Origin of the sequence: Streptomyces acidiscabies, assembly GCF_020010905.1 — a bacterium.
Classification (GTDB): domain Bacteria; phylum Actinomycetota; class Actinomycetes; order Streptomycetales; family Streptomycetaceae; genus Streptomyces; species Streptomyces acidiscabies.
Window position 1 is genome coordinate 3,805,850 of sequence record NZ_JAGJBY010000002.1, and the last position, 18,111, is coordinate 3,823,960.

Here is an 18,111-nt window from a genome sequence, read left to right on the forward strand (position 1 = left end):
GTTCTTCAGGCAACCTTTGAAACGCCGGCTCGATGAGCCAACTCCTGCCGGACCAACGGCAATACGAACCGCGCATAGTCGATCGCGTCGTTCAGCGGGTCGTACCCCCTGATGGACAGCAGGTCACACCCGATGTCCACGTAGTCCAGCAGCGCCTTCGCAACAGTCTCCGGCGATCCCACCAGTGCCGTAGATGCCCCAGCCGCATTCGTCGCCACCGCCGGTGCGGTCCACAAGCACCGGTCATGAACCTCCCCCCGGCCGGCGATATCAAGAAGCCGCTGCGACCCCACATTCGCAGGCCGCCCCGCAGTCTTGTAATGCCGCAGCAACTCCGTGTTCCTGGCCTGGTCCTTCAGCACCCCGAGTGTCCGATAAGCCTTCTCCCAGGCGAGTTCATCGGTAGCCGCGATGATCGGCCGGAACGACACCCAGATGCGGGGCCGAGTCCGCCCCGCCGCATCGGCAACGGCATTCACGGAGGCGATCTGCTCAGCCGTTTCCTTCAGCGGCTCACCCCACAAACCGAAGATGTCCCCCTGCTGTCCACCGACCCGATACGCGTCCTGCGAAGACCCCCCGACAGAAATCGGAATGAGCCCGTTCACCGGCTTGACGTCGGAGTGATACCCCTCGAACCGGAAGTACTTCCCCTCGTGGGAGACAGGCCCCTCGGCCTCCCACACCTTCCGCAGGATCTGGATGTACTCGTCCGACCGCTCGTACCGCTCGGCCTTGTCGAGATAATCCCCCTCCCGCCGCTGCTCCTCGTCACTCCCCCCGGAAATGATGTGCACGGTCAACCGCCCCCGGCTGATCCGGTCCAGCGTGGCGAGAGCCCGGGACGCGTGGGTCGGGAAGATCACCCCGGGCCGGTGGGCCAGAATGGGCCGCACCCGCTCCGTGTGCGTCGCGACGAACTGCGCGATCTGGAACGCGTCCGGCGACGCCGAGTGGTACGCGACGAGCGTGTGGTCGAACCCTCCGTCGTCCAACGCCCGCGCGTACTTGCGGAGATGGTCGACGTCGAGGCCGGTCCGGCTCGCGGCGGCCGGTCCTGAGGCCCCCGCGTCGGTGTGGACCGCGCTGATGAACTCGACAGGCATGATGGTCAACTCCCTTGAACGAGAAGGTCACTTGAGTACGGACGTATCGGCTGCCGAGGCCACCTCGACGTTGGGCTTCAGCACCCCGATCCCGTTCATGAGGTCGGCGACGCCCTGTACGGTCCTGTCGATCTCCGGTGTCACCGGCAGGACTTGGCTGTACGCCGCCGACGCGAGCGTCCTCGCGACCGCCGCGTCCGCGCCGTTGCGGTCCTGGATCGCCCGCGCGTACGCGTCCTGGTGCGTGCTCGTCCACGTCAGCGCCGTACCGAGCCGCTTGAGGAAGTCGCCCAGCGCCGCCTTCTTCGCCGGGTCCGCCAGCGTTTTCTCCGCCGCTCCGATGAAGCCGTAGCCGCTGACCCTGCCGTCCGCGCCGTCGACGATCAGCTTGCCGCCCTGGTCGAGTGCCACGGCCTGGTAGACGCCGAAGATCGCCCACGCCTTGATCTTCCCGGAGGCGAACGCCGCCTGTGCGTCGGTCGGCAGGAGGTACTGGACCTGGACGTCCGAGTACGTGAGCCCCGCCTGCTGGAGCGCGTTCGCGAGGAGGTACTCCGCGATGCTGCCCTTCGCCGAGGAGACGACGACCTTCTGTCCCTTCAGGTCCGCGACGCGGGTGATCCCGGAGTCCTTGCGTACGACGATCCCCACGTGCCGGCCGTCGTTCTTCAGCGCGGCGACGTTCTTGAACTTCACGCCCCCGCTGAGCGCTTGGAGCGTCGGCAGGTCCGCCGCGTACGTCGTGTCGGCCGCGCCCGCCTGAACCGCCTGGAAGAGCGGGGCCGCGCCCTCGAACTCCGCCCACTTCACCTTGTAGTCCGCGCCCTTGAGCGCGCCGGACGCGGCGGCGATCGTCTGGAGCGTCTTCGCCTGGTCCCCGATCGTCAGGGTGACCTGGCCCTTCGACGAGGACGCGTCCGCGTCCCCGCCGCACGCGGTCAGGGACAGCAGGGCGGTCAACGTCAGCGCGGCGGCTGCGAGTCGGCGGATCACGAGGGGGTTCCTTCCAGAGTGCGGGTGACGCCGAGCCAGCCCAGGAGGCGGGCGCGCAGTGATACGAAGCCGGGGGCCATGAGGTCGCGCGGGCGGGGGAGGTCCACCGTCACCTCGTGCGCTATACGGCCCTCGTCCATCACGAGGATGCGGTCCGCCAGGAGCAGTGCCTCCTCCACGTCGTGCGTGACCAGGAGGATCGCGCAGCCGTGGGAGCGCCAGAGCTCCGCGACCAGGTGCTGCACCTTGCCGCGCGTCAGCGCGTCCAGCGCCCCGAACGGCTCGTCCAGCAGCAGGAGTTCGGGTTCGCGCACCAACGCCCTTGCCAGCGACACCCGTTGGGCCTGGCCGCCGGAGAGGGTCTTCGGCCAGACGTCCGCCCGCTCCGCGATCCCGACCTCGCCCAGCGCCCGGAGCGCCAGCTCGCGGTCCGCCTTTCCCGGCAGGCCGAGGACGACGTTGCGCCACACCTTCAACCACGGGAGCAGGCGCGGCGATTGAAAAGCCGCACTGCGTTTCAGCGGGACCGTCACCTCGCCGTCGATCTCCTCGTCGAGCCCGGCGAGGATCCGCAGCAACGTCGACTTCCCGCACCCGCTGTGCCCGAGCAGCGCCACGAACTCGCCGTCCCGGACGTCGAGTCGCAGGTCGTGCAGGACCGTGTTGCCGTCGAACGCCTTCGAAAGCCCCCTGATCTCAACACTGTTGCCCATCTCTACGCCTCCCCCTCGAAGTTGGCCCGCCACCGCAGCAGCCGCCTCGACAGCACCCGCACCGCGAAGTCGCAGGCGAGCCCCAGCAGCGCGTACACGGCGAGGCACAGCACGATCACGTCCGTACGGAAGTACTGCTGGGCGTTGCTCATCAGGTAGCCGAGTCCCGCGTCCGCGTTCACCTGCTCGGCGAAGACCAGCGCCAGCCACGCCGTCGACAGGGCGTACCGGAGCCCCACGAGGGCACCGGGCAGCGCGCTCGGCAGGATCACGTACCGGATCAGCCCCAGCCGCCCGAGCCCCATCATCCGCGCGGCCTCCACGAGCCCCGCGTCCGTCGAGCGGATGCCGCCGTAGATGTTGAAGTACAGCGGGTACGTCACACCGAGCGCGACCAGCGCGATCTTCGGGGTCTCCTCGATGCCGAACCACACGATGAACAGCGGGATCAGGCCCACCCACGGGATCGCCCGGAACATCCCCATCGAGGAGTCGATGACGTCCTCCCCGAGCCGGAACAGCCCCGCCAGCAGCGCCAGCGTCAGCGCGACCACGGCGCCGATCACGAACCCGGTCGCCGCGCGCCGCCCCGACGCCGCGACGGCGCTGGGGAGTTCACCGGATTTCGTCAACTCGACGGCCTGCTTGAGGACATCGACCGGCGACGCCAGCACCGACTCCGGCAGCAGCCCCGTCGCCGACGTGAGGAACCACAGCAGCACGAGTCCGACCGGCCCCGCCGAACGCCGCACGGAACGCGGCACATTGAACCGCCGGGCAGACTTCGCCGACCCGCGCAGCGTCACGCGGGACGCGTCCGAGATCGCCCCGGCCGCCACCTCCGACCCGGCCGTGGCCGTCGCACTCATGCCAACCCCTCGGCGATCGGGGCGAGTTCGGGGGAGAGGCGCAGGCGTTCCAGGAAGAGGACGACCGTCGCGGCGGCCGTGCGGTGCAGCGCGTCGTTCAGGACGTCGTGCCGCCCGCCCCGGAAGGTCACCAACCGCACGGCGTGGTCGGCGTACACCGCGCGCGCCGACTCCAGCGGGCTCACCGTGTCGTCCGCGCCGTGCAGCGCCAGCACCGGGACGCGCACCAGGTCGAGGCGCGGGGTGTCCGGGGCCTCGGCGAGAGCGCCCCGGCGGAAGTCCGGGTCGTTCGTGAGGCGGCCCCGGTGCGTCGGGCAGGCCGTGCGCGCCTCGGCCTCCTCCTCCCAACTCCCCGCGCTCCAGGGGCGGGTGGGCAGACCCGCGAGGATCAGCGCGGCCACGCCCGGGTGTTCGGCGGCGAGCTGTGCGGCGTACGAAGCGCCGGTGTCCGAGCCGACCAGGACCTTCGGGCCCGGCAGCGACTCGTCCGCGAGCAGCTTCGCCGCCTCGTCGAGGACCGCCGGGTCGGTGGAGGCGTCGCCGAGGGCGCGTACCCGGTACGCGTCGAAGGCCAGGCGGCGGCCGAACCGCTCGTACACACCGCCGTGTTCACCACGGCCCGCCAGCAGGATCAGCGTGCCGCGCGCCGCGAGACCTTCGGGCTCGTCCCAGGAGAAAGGGGTAGCAGAGGGCATGGGTGGACCACTTCCGTGAAAGTGAAAGAAGGAAGAAAGAAGGAAGAAGGCAGGGGAGAGCGGCCGTCACACGCCGGTCGGCGCGTACGGATCAGCCGCGGGGGAGAGGGAGTTCAGCGACAGCGCGCGCTGCACGCGACGCCGAAGTCGATGACTCGGCGCTGCGTCAGAAGGGCAGCGGAAGGGGCCGTGAACAGCATGCGCCCATGATGGCCGGACGTGGCCGGATGCGTCCAACGACGATTCGGTATCGAAACCGATCAGCCATCGCGATCGATCACGCCGAGCGGCTACGGTCGCGGCATGTCCCGACCCGTGCTCGACATCGTGGCCCTGCGCAGCCTCACCGCGATCGCCGACCACGGCGGCTTCCACCGCGCCGCCGAGGCGCTCGCGCTGAGCCAGTCCGCCGTCAGCCAGCACGTCCGGAAACTGGAGAAGACCCTCGGCCGGCCGGTCGTCGAACGCGCGGGCCGGGGCACGCGGTTCACCCCGGCCGGGCGCGGCCTCGTCGAACAGGCCCGGCGGATCCTCGCCGTCCACGACGAAGCCGTCCGCGCGCTCCTCGACGTCGAGAGCGACACCGTCACCATCGGCTCCACCGAACACGCCGCCGACCAGTTCCTGCCCCGCCTCACCGCCGCCGTCCAGGCGATCCGCCCCGGCTGCCGCGTCCGCTACCGCATCGACCGCTCGGCCCGCCTCGTGGAGGCGGTGGAGCGGGGGACGGTCGACGTCGCGGTGTACGTCACGGAGGCGGCGGCGACCGAGGGCACCCCGGTCGGCGGCCTCCCCCTGACCTGGTACGCCCGCCCCGGCTGGCAACGCCCCCCGGCCCCCGCCCCGGTCCCCCTGGTCGCCATCGAGGACCCCTGCGCGATCCGCCGCCGGGCGATCGCGACCCTGGCGGCCCACGGCGTCCCGTCGACGGTGGTCGGCGACGCCGGCTACCTGGCGGGCGTCCTGGACATCGCCCGCACCGGCCAGGGCGTGGCCCTCCTCGCGGCAGTGGGCCAGCCCCCGGACGGCCTCACCCCCTGCCCCGGCCTCCCCCCGGTCCCCCCGATCCCGATGAGCGCCCTGGCGGGCCCCGGCACGGACCCGGCGACGGCACAGGCGGCGTTCGAGGCGGTACGGGGGCTGCTCACGTGAACCGGCCCACGTCTCCTGTCCCTGCGGAAAACCTCACCCCTGCCCCAACCCCCGCTCCAACGCCGCCCGCTGCAACGGCAGCACCTCCGCATGCACGCCCCGCCCCTTCGCCGTCAGCGACACATACACCCCCCGCCGGTCCTCGGCACACACCGACCGCTCGACCAGCCCGTCCTTCTCCAGCCGCCCGATGAGCCGCGACAGCGCGCTCTGGCTGAGATGGACGCGGCCGACGAGGTTCTGTACGCGGCACTGGTCGCCGTGGCGCGGCGCCTCGGCGGCGAGGAGGTCGAGGACCTCGAAGTCGCTGGCACCGAGGCCGTGGGGGTGCAGGGCGCGGTCGATCTCGCAGAGCGTGCGGGCATGCACCGTCAGGATGTCCCGCCACCGGTCCTCAAGGTCCGCCGCGGTCGCGTTCGCTGCCATGAACCGACCGTAACACCGAAATGAACGGTCAATGATCGTGCAACTTGTGCGGATGCATGTAGTGGTCAGGCAACCGGGTCCTGGAGAAGTCCGACGAGGTTTCCGTCCGCGTCCTTCACCGACGCGACGATCCGCCCGTTGCCGACGTCCTGCGCGTCCTGGAGGAGTTCGGCGCCCGTGTCCAGGAGGGCGGCGAGGCGCTCGCGCAGGTCGGTGACGTGCCAGTAGGGGACCGGCCCGGTCATGCCCTTGCCGTGGCCATTGGGGTCGAGGCCGATGTCCTGGCCGGCGGCCTTGTAACCGACGTAGTACGGCGTGTCCGCGTACGGCTCGACGCCGAGCAGCGCGCCGAACACGGCCTTCGCGCTGGTCAGGTCCTTGACGGGGTAGATGATCGTCTGGAGTCCGGCGGACATGGGGTGCTCCTCGTGGGTCTGGGCTCGTGCTGTGCCCACCACGCTAGGCCGGGCGCCGGAGATCCGCTTCTCCGATCCTGACCGGTCGTACGGAGCCTCCTCGGCGACGCGCAAAGAAGAGGGGGTGCGAGCTCCCCCGCGGCTCGCACCCCCTCCTCTGCACCTCACCTCACGTCGAGTCCCGCTTCACCAGCTCCGTCGGCAGGATCACCGCCGCCGGGTCCTCCCCGCCGATCTGCGCGAGCAGCACCCGCACCATCTCGCCGCTGATTCGGTCCCACGGCTGGCGGATCGTCGTCAGCGCCGGGCTGGACGCGACCGCGGCGGGCGAGTCGTCGAACCCGCCGACCGCGACGTCCTCCGGCACCCGCCGCCCCGCGTCCCGCAGCACGGACAGCACGCCCTGCGCCATGAGGTCGGACGCGACGAACACGGCGTCGAGGTCGGGCGCCCGCTCAAGGAGCGCCCGCGCCCCCGCCTCCCCGCTGGTGCGGCTGTAGTCCCCGGACGCGACGAGCCGCTCGTCGTACGCGATGTCCGCCTGCGCGAGCACCTCCCGGTACCCGGCGAGCCGCTCCACACCGCCCGGCGTGTCCAGCGGCCCGGTGACGACGCCGACGCGCCGGCGGCCGAGGGACAGGAGATGGCGGACCATGTCGCGGGCGCCGTCACGGTCGTCGGCGGCGACGTACGAGACCTTCGAGCCGATCCCGATCGGTTTGCCGCAGGCGACGAGGGGTACGCCGGCCTCCCGCAGCTCCTGCGCGATCGGATCGCCGGAGTGGCTGGAGACGAGGAGCACCCCGTCGACGTGCCCGGCGGTGATGTACCGCGTTATGCGCCGCCGCTCGTCCTCGGTCGCCGCCAGCATCAGCAGCAGCGGCACGTCGTGCGTGGCCAGCGCCTGGGTGCAACCCCGCAGCAGGACATTGAAGTTGGGGTCCTCGAAGAACCGCTCCTGAGGCTCCGTCAGCAGGAAGCCGACGGAGTCGGAGCGGCCGGTGATCAGCGAGCGCGCGTGCCGGTTGACGACGTAACCGGTCCTGCGGATCGCGGCGTTGACCGCCTCCTGTGCCGAAGGGCTCACGTAGTGGCCGCCGTTGAGGACCCGCGAGACGGTGCCCCGGGAGACTCCCGCCTCGCGTGCCACGTCGTGGATGGTCGGCGGCTTGCGCCTGCCCCCCGGAGTGCTCATGGTCATGACTTTACGGCCCCGGACAGCAGATCCAGGCTCCAGAACCGCTGAATGACCAGGAACAGCGCCACCAGCGGGATCACCGCGAGGAACGCGCCGGTGATCACCAGCGTGTACAGCGCGGGAGCCGCCGCGCCCTGCTTCAGGAGCGTGAACAACCCAAGGGTGATGGGGAACTTGGTGTCGTCGCTGAGCATGATGTACGGCAGCAGGAAGTTGTTCCAGATCGCGACGAACTGGAACAGGAACACCGTCACCAGACCGGGGATCATCATCGGCAGCGCGATCCGCGTGAAGATCCGCCACTCGCTCGCGCCGTCCATCCGCCCGGCCTCGACGACGTCCGCCGGAACGGCCGCGCTCGCGTAGATGCGCGCCAGGTAGACGCCGTAGGGGGAGAGGATCTGCGGCAGCATCACCGAGATGTACGAGTCGGTGACACCGGCCTTCGCCATCAGCAGGTACTGCGGGATGGCGAGGATGATCGGCGGCATCAGCACGCCCGCGAGCAGGATGCTGAACATGGACTCGCGGCCCCGGAACCGGTAGACCGCGAGCGCGTACCCGCTGAACGCGGACACGGCCGTCGACAGCAGCGCGCCGACCCCGGCGTAGAGGGCGGAGTTGCCCATCCACTGCCAGTAGACGCCGTCCCGGTAGGCGTTGAGCTGCTTGACGTTGTCGACGAAGCCCGAACCCGGCCAGAACGTGAACGTGGAGAAGAGTTCGCTACCGGACTTGGTGGACGCGATGACCACCCAGGCGACGGGCAGCAGACAGTAGACCGCCCCGATCAGCAGAGCGACCGTCGGGACCAGCGCGATACGGCTGCGCAGCGGCGGCTTCTTCTGCGCCGTGCCCGTCGTGTCGGCGGCCGAGGGGACCTTCTGGACGGCAAGAGAACTCATCGGGCTCCCTCCTCCTGCTTGGAGCGGCGGTTCGCGGCGCGCAGGAAGCCGAAGGAGAGCACCAGCGTGGCGAAGGCGATGATCACGGCCTGGGCGGCTGCCTGGTAGATGTCACCGTTGCCGAAGGCGTCCTGGTAGACCTTCATCAGCGGACTCCACGTCGTGGACACGGAGTTGGTGAGCGGTTTCAGGGTCGTCGGCTCGTTGAACACCTGGAGCGTGGCGATGATCGAGAAGAAGAACGTCAGCACCAGCGACGGCGCCACCATCGGGATCTTGATCCTCAGCGCGATCTGGAGCGGCGTCGCCCCGTCGAGCTTCGCGGCCTCGTACACCTCGACCGGGATCGCCTGGAGCGCCGTATAGATGACGATCATGTTGAAGCCGGTGCCGCCCCACACCGCGATGTTCGACAGCGCCAGGTACAGCGGCCCGCCGTCCAGCAGATCCGGCTGCGGCATCCCGAGCCGGTCGAGGATCCAGTAGAACGGGCTGACGTCCGGCAGGTACAGGAAGCCCCACAGCAGGGCGGCGACCACACCGGGAATGGCGTACGGCAGGAAGATCGCGAGCCGCGTGAACGGCGTGAACCGCACCTTGTCCGCGTCCAGCATCAGCGCGAACAGCAGCGCGAGGCCCAGCATCACGGGGACGACGATCATGCCGTACCCGACGACGCGCAGCGCGCCGTGCAGCAACTCGCTGTCGGAGAGCGCGTCGGTGTAGTTCTCCAGCCCCGCCCAGACCTCTTTCCGGGCTCCCGACCCGAGGCCGAGGCCCGAGACGTGCACCTTGCGGAAGCTGAGGTAGACCGCGTACCCGATCGGCAGCGCGAAGAACAGGGCGAACAGGACGATTCCAGGAAAGAGGAAGGCGTACGGGGCCGACTTGACCCCGTACGACTGCCGGCGTGCGGTTTTCACTCGGAGACCTCGAAGCCCTGCTTCTTCATGTCGGCGACGGTGTCGGACTGCATCTTCGCCAGCGCGGCGGAGAAGTCCGACTTGTTCTTCGCGGCGGCGCCGAACGCGTCCTTGAACGTGGTGTACGCGACGTTGACGTTCGGACCCCACGCGGAGGGCGCCGTGGTCTTGGCGACGCTCGCCGCGACCTTGTAGAAGTCGGGCTGGTTCGCGAAGTACTCCGGCGGGGTGGTGAACGCGCCGGACAGCTGCGCGGAGGTGGACGCCGGGTAGATCCCGCCCTCCTTGGCGAGCGCGTTGAGGGCGTCGCCGTCCGTGTTCAGCCAGGCCGCGAACTTCGCGGCGGCCGACTTGTGCTTCGAGTCGGTCGTCACGCCGGTCGAGGAACCGCCCCAGCTGCCGGTGGTGTTGTCGCTCGCCGACCACTGGGGGAGCGGGGCCACGGCCCACTTGCCCTTCGTGGAGGGCGCGGCGGAGGAGAGCGTGCCGGGCGCCCACACGGCGGAGACCCAGGCGATCTGCTTGCCGGTGTCGAGCGCCTTGTTCCAGGCCGGGGTGTACATCGGCTGGTTGTCGACGGCGCCCTCCTTGACGAGGCCGCCCCAGAAGTCGGCGACCTTCTTCGTCGCCGCGTCGTCGATGCCGACCTTCCACTTGTTCCCGGAGGTCGTCCACCACTTGGCGCCGGCCTGCTGGGCGAGGCCCGCGAAGAGGCCCGAGTCGTTCGCGGAGAACGTCGTCAGGTCGGTGTCCGGGGACTTCTTCTTCAGCGCGCGGGCCGTCTCGGCGAACTGCTCCCAGGTGGTGGGGACCGTCAGGCCGTACTGCTTGAAGAGGTCCTGGCGGTAGTAGAACATCATCGGGCCGATGTCCTGCGGGATCGCGTAGACCGCGTCCGTGCCCAGCGTCGTCTGCTGCCAGACGCCCTCGGCGAACTTGGACTTCGCGTCGCCGACGTTCTTCCCGATGTCCGCGAGCGCGTCGTTGGAGACCAGCGTCGGCAGCGCCTGGTACTCGGCCTGCACCAGGTCGGGGCCGTTGCCCGCCTTGTGCGCGGTGAGGATCTTGGCGACCAGGTCGTCGCCGGACGCCTGCTTCTGGACGGTGACCTTGATCTGGTCGGCCTTGCCGGGACCGTCGTTCCAGAGTTTGACGACCTTGTCCATGCCGGGCGTCCAGGTCCAGTACGTCAGCGAGACCGGACCGGAGGACTCGGATCCACCGTCGTCGTCGGACGATCCGCACGCGGCGAGCGCGGTGGCGCCGAGCGTGACGGCGATGGCGGTTGCCACGAGGCGACGGCGCTTCGTGTTCGGCATGGAACTCTCCCCTGACCTGGGCCCCACGCCTCACGCGGGGGCCTGCCATGCGATGGCACGACCTCGGACACTGCCCGTCGCAGTGCCCCGTCATGCTTCTGTGAGCGTTCACAGTAGAGAAACATCCCGGACACTTGTCAATGGTTGTTGCTGTGCGGTTATGTTGGGCTTCGAACGCCGCAGCGGTCTGTGCACGTTCCCAAATGATCGATTAACCGGGAGAGATCCATGCCGGACACCAGCCCCCAGGGCCTCACCAGGCTCGCCTTCGGCGGGGACTACAACCCCGAGCAGTGGCCGGAGAGCGTCTGGCAGGAGGACGTCCGGCTGATGCGCGAGGCCGGCGTCACCATGGTGAGCGTCGGGATCTTCTCCTGGGCCCTGCTGGAACCCGCGCGCGGGCAGTACGACTTCGGCTGGCTCGACCGGATCATCGGCCTGCTCCACGACAACGGCATCCGCGTCGACCTCGGCACCCCCACCGTCGTCCCCCCGGTCTGGTTCTACCGCGAGCACCCCGAGGCTCTCCCGGTCGCCGCCGACGGCACCCGCTACGCCTTCGGCTCACGCGGCGCCATCTGCCACAGCAGCGCCGTCTACCGCGCCGCCGCCGCGAACATCACCACCCGGCTCGCCGAGCGCTACGCCGACCACCCGGCGCTCGCGATGTGGCACGTCCACAACGAGTACGGCGTCCCCGTCTCCGCGTGCTACTGCGACTCCTGCGCCGCGCACTTCCGCCGCTGGCTGGAGACGACGTACGGCGGCATCGAAGCCGTCAACGCCGCCTGGGGCACGGCCTTCTGGGGCCAGCGTTACGCGAGCTTCGAGGACATCACCCCGCCGCGCACCGCGCCGACCGTCGGCAACCCGGGGCAGGCCCTGGACTTCAAGCGGTTCGCGGACGCCACGATGCGCGAGAACTTCACCGCCGAGCGGGACATCCTGCACCGCCTCGCGCCGGGCGTCCCCGTGACGACGAACTTCATGACCGCCCTCAGCCAGTGCGACTCCGTCGACTACTGGGCCTGGGGCCGCGAGGTCGACATCGTCACCAACGACCACTACCTGATCACCGACGGCCGCCGCACCCACGTCAACCTCGCGATGGCCGCCGACCTCACCCGCTCCGTCGGCGGCGGCGCCCCCTGGATCCTCCTGGAGCACTCCACCTCGGGCATCAACTGGCAGCCCCGCAACCCCGCGAAGGCGCCCGGCGAGATGGCCCGCAACTCCCTCGCGCACGTCGCGCGCGGCTCCGAGGGCGCCATGTTCTTCCAGTGGCGCCAGTCCCGGCGCGGCGCCGAGAAGTTCCACTCCGCGATGGTCCCGCACGGCGGCACCGACACGCGCGTGTGGCGCGAGGTCGTCGAACTCGGCGCGTCCCTCGACGCGTTGAACCCGATCCGCGGCTCCCGCACCGAGGCCGACGTCGCCGTCCTGTGGGACTGGCAGTCCTGGTGGGCGCAGAACCTCGCCTGGCGCCCCAGCGAGGACGCCGACCCGCGCGAGCGCGCCGACGCGTTCTACGAGGCCCTCTACGACCGGCACCTGACCGTCGACTTCGCCCACCCGGAGTCCGACCTGTCGACGTACCCGCTGGTCGTCGTCCCCGCGCTCTACCTGATGACCGAGGCAGCCGGGAACAACCTCCGCGCGTACGTCGCCGGCGGCGGCACCCTCGTCGTGTCGTTCTTCTCCGGCATCGTCGACGAGCACGACGCCGTCCACGACGGCGCCTACCCCGGCGCCCTGCGCGACGTCCTCGGCCTCACCGTCGAGGAGTTCTCGCCGCTGCTGGCCGGAGAAACGGTACGGCTGACCGGTGCGGACGGTGCCGAGCTGACCGGTGACGTGTGGAGCGAGTTCGTCGTGCCGCGCGGCGCCGAGACCGTGTGGTCCTTCGCCGACGGGCTCGCCGCCGGGCGGCCCGCCGTCACCCGGCACCGGCTCGGTGAGGGCACCGCCTGGTACGTCTCCACGCGCCTCGGCGCCGAGGGGCTCGACACGGTGCTGGCGCGCGCCGCCGACGACGCCGGGATCACGCCGCGCGACCTGCCCCGGGACGTCGAGGTCGTGCGCCGGTCCGGGGAGAACGCGGACTATCTGTTCGCCATCAACCACACCGCCGGTGACGTCAAGGTGCCGCTGGAGTCCGCCGGCACCGAACTCCTCACCGGCGATCCGGCCTCCGGTCACCTCGCCGTTCCGGCGGGCGCCGTGCGCGTCGTACGGCTCGACGGCTGAGCCGGACACCGACTCCCCCTTCGCCCGTGGAGCCGCGAGCCGCGGGCGGAGGGGGGCCCTCGCACCTGTACGGTCCCGCAAGGGGCTTGTGGTTGTCAGGTGCGGGACACTCCACCCCCATCACGTCGAAGGGACGACGGACGACGATGTTCCATCCCAGACGCACTCTCCAGGCCCTCCTGCTGCCGCTGGCCGCGGGCCTCGCCCTCACCGCCCTGCCCGCGCAGACCGCTGCCGCCGCCTCCACGCTCACCAACGGCGGCTTCGAGTCCGACGGCACCGGCACCGCGACCCCCGCCGGGTGGTCCACCTACTCGGCAGGCGGCCAGAACTCCGCCTCCTTCACCGAGTCCGGTGGCCACGGCGGGAGTTACCGGCTCACCCAGTGGGCGTCCAGCGCCTACAAGGTGGAGACGTACCAGTACCTGTCGGGGCTGGCCAACGGGAACTACACGCTGACCGCGTGGGTCCGCTCCGGTGGCGGGCAGAACGCGGCGTACATAGCGCTCAAGGGGTGCGGGGGCACCGAGCAGCGTACCGACATACCGGTGTCGTCCAGTGGTTGGATCCGCATTGTCACGCCGGTCAATGTGACGAACAACCAGTGCACCATCAGCATCAACAGTGACGCCAACGCCGGTAACTGGATCAATGTTGACGACCTGTCGTTCAGTGCAGGGACCACCGGTACATCGATCCATGGTGCCGACATCTCCTCCCTCGCCAAGAGCGAGGCCAAGGGCGGCGTCTACAAGAACGCCTCCGGCACCAGCGGCGACGCCCTCGGCATCCTCCGCAACGCCGGCATGAACTACGCGCGCCTCAAGGTCTGGGTCAACCCCGCCGACGGCTACAACGACAAGGCGCACGTCCTGGCGATGGCCAAGCGGATCAAGGCGTCCGGCATGAAGCTGCTGGTCGACTTCCACTACTCGGACACGTGGGCCGACCCGGGCGCGCAGTCCAAGCCGGCCGCATGGGTGGGCCATACATACAGTCAACTCAAGACGGACGTGTACAACCACACGTACGACGTGTTGAACGCGTTGAAGGCTCAAGGCACCACCGCCGACATGGTCCAGGTGGGCAACGAGATCAACGGCGGCATGCTGTGGAACGAGGGATCGACCAGTAACTGGTCCCAGCTCGCCGGACTGCTCAACAGCGGATACGACGCCGTCAAGGCGGTCAACTCGTCCACCACCGTCGCCCTGCACCTCGCCAAGGGCGGCGACCTGTCCGGCACCCGCTGGTGGTTCGACAACGCCGTCTCCAACGGCGTCAAGTTCGACGTGATCGGCCTGTCGTACTACGGCTACTGGCACGGCCCGCTGTCCGACTTCCAGACGACCCTGGACGACGCGGCGGCGCGGTACGGCAAGCCGGTGTACGTGGCGGAGACGGCGTACCCGTTCACGCTCGCCCAGGACGACTCGCTGGAGAACCAGATCGACCTGAGCAGCGAGCTGGTGAGCGGCTACCCGGCCACGGTCGCGGGCCAGACGAAGTGGATGAACGACGTCGCCAGCATCGTCGAGGCCGTCCCGAACGGCCGCGGCCTGGGTGTCTTCTACTGGGAGGCCACCTGGACCGCCGTCACCGGCAACGGCTGGGACCCCAAGGACGCCGCCTCGGGCAACGGCTGGGAGAACCAGGCGCTGTTCGGCTACGACGACAAGGCGCTCGGCTCGATGACGTGGTTCAAGCACCGGTAGCCCCCTCGGGCACCAGTGGTCACCGGCTGAACCAGTGACGAGCACGCAGGCCCGGCCGCGCACACCCCGCGCGGCCGGGCCTACTTCGTCTGCATCAGCTGGATCAGGTTGCCGCAGGTGTCGTCGAGGACCGCGACGACGACCGGCCCCGCGTCCACCGGCTCCTGCGCGAACCGCACCCCGAGCCCGGAGAGCCGCTCGAACTCGGCGCGCACGTCGTCCACGGCGAACGAGGCCGCCGGGATGCCGTCCGCGAACAACGCGGCCTTGTACGGGCCCACGGCGGGGTGCCCGGAGGGCTCCAGCAGCAGCTCGGGACCGTCGGGGTCACCGGCCGCGACGACGGTCAGCCAGCGGTCCGTCCCCACGGGCACGTCGTGCTTCGTCACGAAGCCGAGGACGCCGGTGTAGAAGCGCCGGGCCTTCTCCTGGTCGTCGACGAAGACGTTGGTCAGACGGATCCGCACGAGGTGCTCCCTGGGGGCGTGGACGGGCGTTGGCCCCCTCACCGTAGAACCCCGGCGTCCCCCGGCCGAACGGGCGCGCCCGCAGGTCGGGACGCCGTCGCCGCACGTCCCCCGCGCCGATCCGGAACCGTGCCGCACGCCCCGCGCGCGTGCGGCGTCCGTGCAGGCCGGACGGTGTGTTCCGGACGGGCACGGCGGAGTCCGGGACGGGGAGGCGTCGACTGCGGGAGAGTGGACAGACGCGGTAGGAGGAGGCCCCGACGCGAGGACGGAGGGACAGGTTCAGATGCTGAGGACTCCCGTGGCCGGGCGGCGCCTGGAGATTCTGGAATGGCTCAAGGAGCCCGCCCTGCACTTCCCCGCGCGGCGGCGCGCAGCGTCCCCCGGGCACGGCGTCACCGCCGACGCGCTCGCCCACAAGCTCGGCGTGCGCCGCAAGGCCGCCGAGGCCCACCTCGACCTCCTCGCGCGCGTGGGCCTGCTGCGGGCCGAGAAGGTCGGCCGGCGCACCTACTACCGGCGCGACGAGATCCGTATCGCCGAGGTCGCCCGGATGTTCGAGAAGGGCTGGCAGAGGTAGCGCGGGAGGGCTGCTGGGACGGGGGAGACGGGCCCGGGGAAAGCCCCGGCAAAGCCCCCTGCCCGCGCGCATGGAGACGGGTGCCGACTGAAAGGATTACCCGACTCCGACAGGAAGGTCCCACGTTCATGCACCGTCGCGCGGCTCTCGTCCCCCTCCGGTACGTCACCCTTCCGGGCCACGGCCCCGAGGACGTCGTGGCGGACGGGCAGGGCAGAGTCCTGACCGGCGTCGCGGACGGGAGGATCTTCCGGATATCCGGCCTCGACGACCCGCGCGCGGCCCGCGTCGAGCACGTGGGGGAGATCGGCGGCCGTCCCCTCGGTCTCGAACTCCTCCCGGACGGCGGCCTGCTGGTGTGCGACGCGGAGGGTGCCCTGCTGCGCGTGGACACCGGCGACGGCAGCGTGCGCGTGCTGACCGAGTCGGCCAAGGGCGAGCCCCTGAGGTTCTGCAGCAACGCCGTCGCCGTACCCGACGGGACGGTCTACTTCACCGTCTCCAGCCGGGAGTTCGCGCTGGGGGAGTGGCTCGGCGACCTCGTCGGCCACACCGGCACCGGACGCCTCCTGCGGCTCTCGCCGGGCGCCGACACGCCCGAAGTGCTCCTGGAGGGGCTCCAGTTCGCCAACGGGCTCGCGGTGAGCGGCTGCGGCGCGTTCCTGATCGTCGCCGAGACCGGCGCCCGCCGCCTGACCCGGTACTGGCTCACCGGCCCCCGTACGGGCGTCGCCGAGCCCTTCCTGGAGGACCTCCCGGGCTACCCGGACAACCTGTGGCGCGAGAGCCCCGACGGCCCCGTCTGGGTCGCCCTCGCGGGCCCCCGCGTCCCCGCGCTGGACCTCCTGCACCGCGCGTCCCCCACCGTCCGCCGCAGGGCCGCACGCCTCGCCCTGCACGCCCCCTACCGCCCCTCCGGCACGATCGGCGTCCTCGCGGTCGACGACACCGGCCGCACCGTCCACCACCTCACCCGCCGCCGCTCCGGCTTCCGCATGGTCACCAGCGTCTGCCGCACGACGGACGGCCTCCTGGTCCTCGGCAGCCTGAACGAGCCCGGCATCGCCGTCTGCGCGCCCGTATAGGACCTCACCAGCGGAGTTACGCTGAGGCCCGGCCGTGATCACGGCGGCCGGGCAGGAGATGTACGACATGACAGCGCCGAAGGCACAGCGCGTGCGCGGGGGACAGCTTCCGGTGGTCGCGGTGGTGGCCGCCGGGGGCGCCGCCGGGTCCCTGATCCGGTACGGGGCGGGCCAACTGTGGCCCGCGCGCGCGGGCGGGTTCCCGTGGGCGACCTTCGGGATCAACGTCGTCGGGTGCGCGGTGATCGGCGTGTTCCTGGTCCTCGTGACCGAGATCCTCACCGTGCACCGGCTGGTGCGGCCGTTCTTCGGGACCGGGGTCCTCGGCGGGTTCACGACGTTCTCGACGTACGCCGTCGACATCCGGAAACTGGTGGGAGAGGGCCATCCCGCCACCGGCTTCGCCTATCTGGCGGGCACCCTGTGCGCGGCTCTGGCCGCCGTATGGCTCGCGGCCGGCGCGACACGCCGTCTCTTCGCGAGGAGGCAGACATGACGAGGTTGACCGGCAGTGCTCTGAGGTTGACCGTGTTGATCGGGGAGAGCGACACCGTCAACCATCGACCGCTGTATGCGGAGATCGTGCACCGCGCGCACGCGGCGGGTCTCGCCGGGGCGAGCGTGTTCCGGGGCATCGAGGGCTTCGGCGCGTCCTCGCGCGTGCACACGACACGGCTGCTGTCCCTCAGCGAGGACCTGCCGGTCGCGGTGGTCGTCGTCGACGCGGAGGAACGGGTCCGCGCCTTCCTGCCGCAGCTCGACGGACTGGTCGCCGAGGGGCTGGTGACGCTGGAGCCGTGCGAGGTCGTGACGTACACCGGCCGCCCGGATAAATCCGGCGAAGCGGACAAGAAGGGTAAGAAATCGTTGTGAACTGGCTGCTGGTCGCCGTCGGCGGCATGGTCGGGGCGCCCCTGCGCTACCTGACCGACCGCGCGGTGCAGTCCCGGCACGACTCGGTGTTCCCGTGGGGGACGTTCACCGTCAACGTCGTCGGGTGCCTGATCCTCGGCACGCTGACGGGGGCCGCGTCCGCCGGGCCCGATCTGCGGCTGTTGCTGGGGACCGGCCTGTGCGGCGCGCTGACGACGTACTCGACGTTCTCCTACGAGACGCTCAGGCTGACCGAGACGGGCGCGGGACTGTACGCCCTCGCCAACGTCGCGGGCAGTCTCCTGGCGGGGCTGGGGGCCGCCTTCGGGGGCGTGTGGATCGGGCAGACGTTCTGGTCGTAGCGGGGAAACGGGAGGGACGGCGCCCTACCCGGGGCTGGTAGGACTGTCCCTCATCAGCCGTCCCCCT

Annotated in this window: 20 protein-coding genes; 8 read left to right on the plus strand and 12 right to left on the minus strand. The window is 70.5% G+C overall.

Annotated elements, in window-relative coordinates:
• Positions 1 to 5: 5 nt before the first annotated feature.
• From J8M50_RS43140 to J8M50_RS43160, 5 genes are read right to left on the minus strand one after another with little or no spacing between them, the layout of a single operon-like run.
• Positions 6 to 1,106 carry an LLM class flavin-dependent oxidoreductase gene (locus J8M50_RS43140; RefSeq protein ID WP_010352864.1) on the minus strand — a complete coding sequence of 367 codons (1,101 nt, stop codon included), beginning with the start codon at positions 1,104 to 1,106 and terminating at the stop codon, positions 6 to 8.
• A 27-nt stretch (positions 1,107 to 1,133) separates the two neighbouring features.
• Complete coding sequence (locus tag J8M50_RS43145) at positions 1,134 to 2,099, minus strand: ABC transporter substrate-binding protein (protein ID WP_010352863.1); 966 nt, start codon at positions 2,097 to 2,099, stop codon at positions 1,134 to 1,136.
• Positions 2,096 to 2,812, minus strand: a complete 717-nt coding sequence (locus J8M50_RS43150) for an ABC transporter ATP-binding protein (RefSeq protein ID WP_010352862.1) — start codon at positions 2,810 to 2,812, stop codon at positions 2,096 to 2,098. The genes J8M50_RS43145 and J8M50_RS43150 overlap by 4 nt, the downstream gene beginning before the upstream one ends.
• Positions 2,813 to 2,814: 2 nt before the next feature.
• A complete protein-coding gene (locus J8M50_RS43155) occupies positions 2,815 to 3,681 on the minus strand; it encodes an ABC transporter permease (protein WP_010352861.1) in 867 nt (288 codons plus the stop codon).
• Positions 3,678 to 4,376: an alpha/beta hydrolase gene (locus tag J8M50_RS43160; RefSeq protein WP_010352860.1), complete on the minus strand. Its 699-nt coding sequence runs from the start codon at positions 4,374 to 4,376 to the stop codon at positions 3,678 to 3,680. The genes J8M50_RS43155 and J8M50_RS43160 overlap by 4 nt, the downstream gene beginning before the upstream one ends.
• 303 nt (positions 4,377 to 4,679) lie before the next feature.
• Here J8M50_RS43160 and J8M50_RS43165 point away from each other — a divergent pair, with 303 nt between their 5' ends.
• The gene (locus J8M50_RS43165; protein ID WP_029183730.1) at positions 4,680 to 5,528 is read left to right on the plus strand and encodes a LysR family transcriptional regulator; all 849 of its coding nucleotides are present in this window, start codon (positions 4,680 to 4,682) and stop codon (positions 5,526 to 5,528) included.
• Between the two features lie 33 nt (positions 5,529 to 5,561).
• Here J8M50_RS43165 and J8M50_RS43170 read toward each other — a convergent pair whose 3' ends face one another.
• From J8M50_RS43170 to J8M50_RS43195, 6 genes are all read right to left on the minus strand, one after another.
• Complete coding sequence (locus tag J8M50_RS43170) at positions 5,562 to 5,954, minus strand: MarR family winged helix-turn-helix transcriptional regulator (protein ID WP_010352858.1); 393 nt, start codon at positions 5,952 to 5,954, stop codon at positions 5,562 to 5,564.
• A 65-nt stretch (positions 5,955 to 6,019) separates the two neighbouring features.
• Complete coding sequence (locus tag J8M50_RS43175) at positions 6,020 to 6,370, minus strand: VOC family protein (RefSeq protein WP_010352857.1); 351 nt, start codon at positions 6,368 to 6,370, stop codon at positions 6,020 to 6,022.
• Between the two features lie 169 nt (positions 6,371 to 6,539).
• Positions 6,540 to 7,571, minus strand: coding sequence for a LacI family DNA-binding transcriptional regulator (locus J8M50_RS43180; RefSeq protein WP_010352856.1), 1,032 nt, complete (start codon positions 7,569 to 7,571; stop codon positions 6,540 to 6,542).
• Complete coding sequence (locus J8M50_RS43185; protein ID WP_010352855.1) at positions 7,568 to 8,473, minus strand: carbohydrate ABC transporter permease; 906 nt, start codon at positions 8,471 to 8,473, stop codon at positions 7,568 to 7,570. The genes J8M50_RS43180 and J8M50_RS43185 overlap by 4 nt, the downstream gene beginning before the upstream one ends.
• A complete protein-coding gene (locus J8M50_RS43190; protein ID WP_010352854.1) occupies positions 8,470 to 9,396 on the minus strand; it encodes a carbohydrate ABC transporter permease in 927 nt (308 codons plus the stop codon). The genes J8M50_RS43185 and J8M50_RS43190 overlap by 4 nt, the downstream gene beginning before the upstream one ends.
• On the minus strand, positions 9,393 to 10,715 hold the full coding sequence (locus tag J8M50_RS43195; RefSeq protein ID WP_010352853.1) for an ABC transporter substrate-binding protein: 1,323 nt from the start codon (positions 10,713 to 10,715) through the stop codon (positions 9,393 to 9,395). Before J8M50_RS43195 ends, J8M50_RS43190 begins: the two co-directional genes overlap by 4 nt.
• 228 nt (positions 10,716 to 10,943) lie before the next feature.
• On the opposite strand from J8M50_RS43195, the gene J8M50_RS43200 reads away from it, so the two are divergent.
• Both J8M50_RS43200 and J8M50_RS43205 read left to right on the plus strand, forming a co-directional pair.
• Positions 10,944 to 12,962 (plus strand): beta-galactosidase, encoded by a 2,019-nt coding sequence (locus tag J8M50_RS43200; RefSeq protein ID WP_010352852.1) that lies wholly within the window; start codon positions 10,944 to 10,946, stop codon positions 12,960 to 12,962.
• 146 nt (positions 12,963 to 13,108) lie between these two features.
• The gene (locus J8M50_RS43205; protein WP_010352851.1) at positions 13,109 to 14,677 is read left to right on the plus strand and encodes a glycoside hydrolase family 53 protein; all 1,569 of its coding nucleotides are present in this window, start codon (positions 13,109 to 13,111) and stop codon (positions 14,675 to 14,677) included.
• Positions 14,678 to 14,757: 80 nt separating this feature from the next.
• Here the strand turns inward: J8M50_RS43205 and J8M50_RS43210 are convergent, their stop codons facing one another.
• Positions 14,758 to 15,144 (minus strand): VOC family protein, encoded by a 387-nt coding sequence (locus J8M50_RS43210; protein WP_010352850.1) that lies wholly within the window; start codon positions 15,142 to 15,144, stop codon positions 14,758 to 14,760.
• A 286-nt stretch (positions 15,145 to 15,430) separates the two neighbouring features.
• Between J8M50_RS43210 and J8M50_RS43215 the strand changes: the two genes are divergently transcribed.
• The 5 genes from J8M50_RS43215 (at position 15,431) to crcB (J8M50_RS43235) (ending at position 18,044) form a co-directional block, all read left to right on the plus strand.
• The gene (locus tag J8M50_RS43215; RefSeq protein ID WP_010352849.1) at positions 15,431 to 15,724 is read left to right on the plus strand and encodes an ArsR/SmtB family transcription factor; all 294 of its coding nucleotides are present in this window, start codon (positions 15,431 to 15,433) and stop codon (positions 15,722 to 15,724) included.
• A gap of 128 nt (positions 15,725 to 15,852) precedes the next feature.
• Positions 15,853 to 16,809 carry an SMP-30/gluconolactonase/LRE family protein gene (locus tag J8M50_RS43220; protein WP_010352848.1) on the plus strand — a complete coding sequence of 319 codons (957 nt, stop codon included), beginning with the start codon at positions 15,853 to 15,855 and terminating at the stop codon, positions 16,807 to 16,809.
• Between the two features lie 67 nt (positions 16,810 to 16,876).
• Entirely contained in the window at positions 16,877 to 17,305 is a 429-nt protein-coding gene (gene crcB, locus J8M50_RS43225) for a fluoride efflux transporter CrcB (protein ID WP_078480718.1), read from the plus strand.
• Positions 17,302 to 17,682, plus strand: a complete 381-nt coding sequence (locus J8M50_RS43230; protein ID WP_010352846.1) for a DUF190 domain-containing protein — start codon at positions 17,302 to 17,304, stop codon at positions 17,680 to 17,682. The genes crcB (J8M50_RS43225) and J8M50_RS43230 overlap by 4 nt, the downstream gene beginning before the upstream one ends.
• A complete protein-coding gene (gene crcB, locus J8M50_RS43235) occupies positions 17,679 to 18,044 on the plus strand; it encodes a fluoride efflux transporter CrcB (RefSeq protein ID WP_010352845.1) in 366 nt (121 codons plus the stop codon). The genes J8M50_RS43230 and crcB (J8M50_RS43235) overlap by 4 nt, the downstream gene beginning before the upstream one ends.
• Positions 18,045 to 18,111 lie beyond the last annotated feature (67 nt).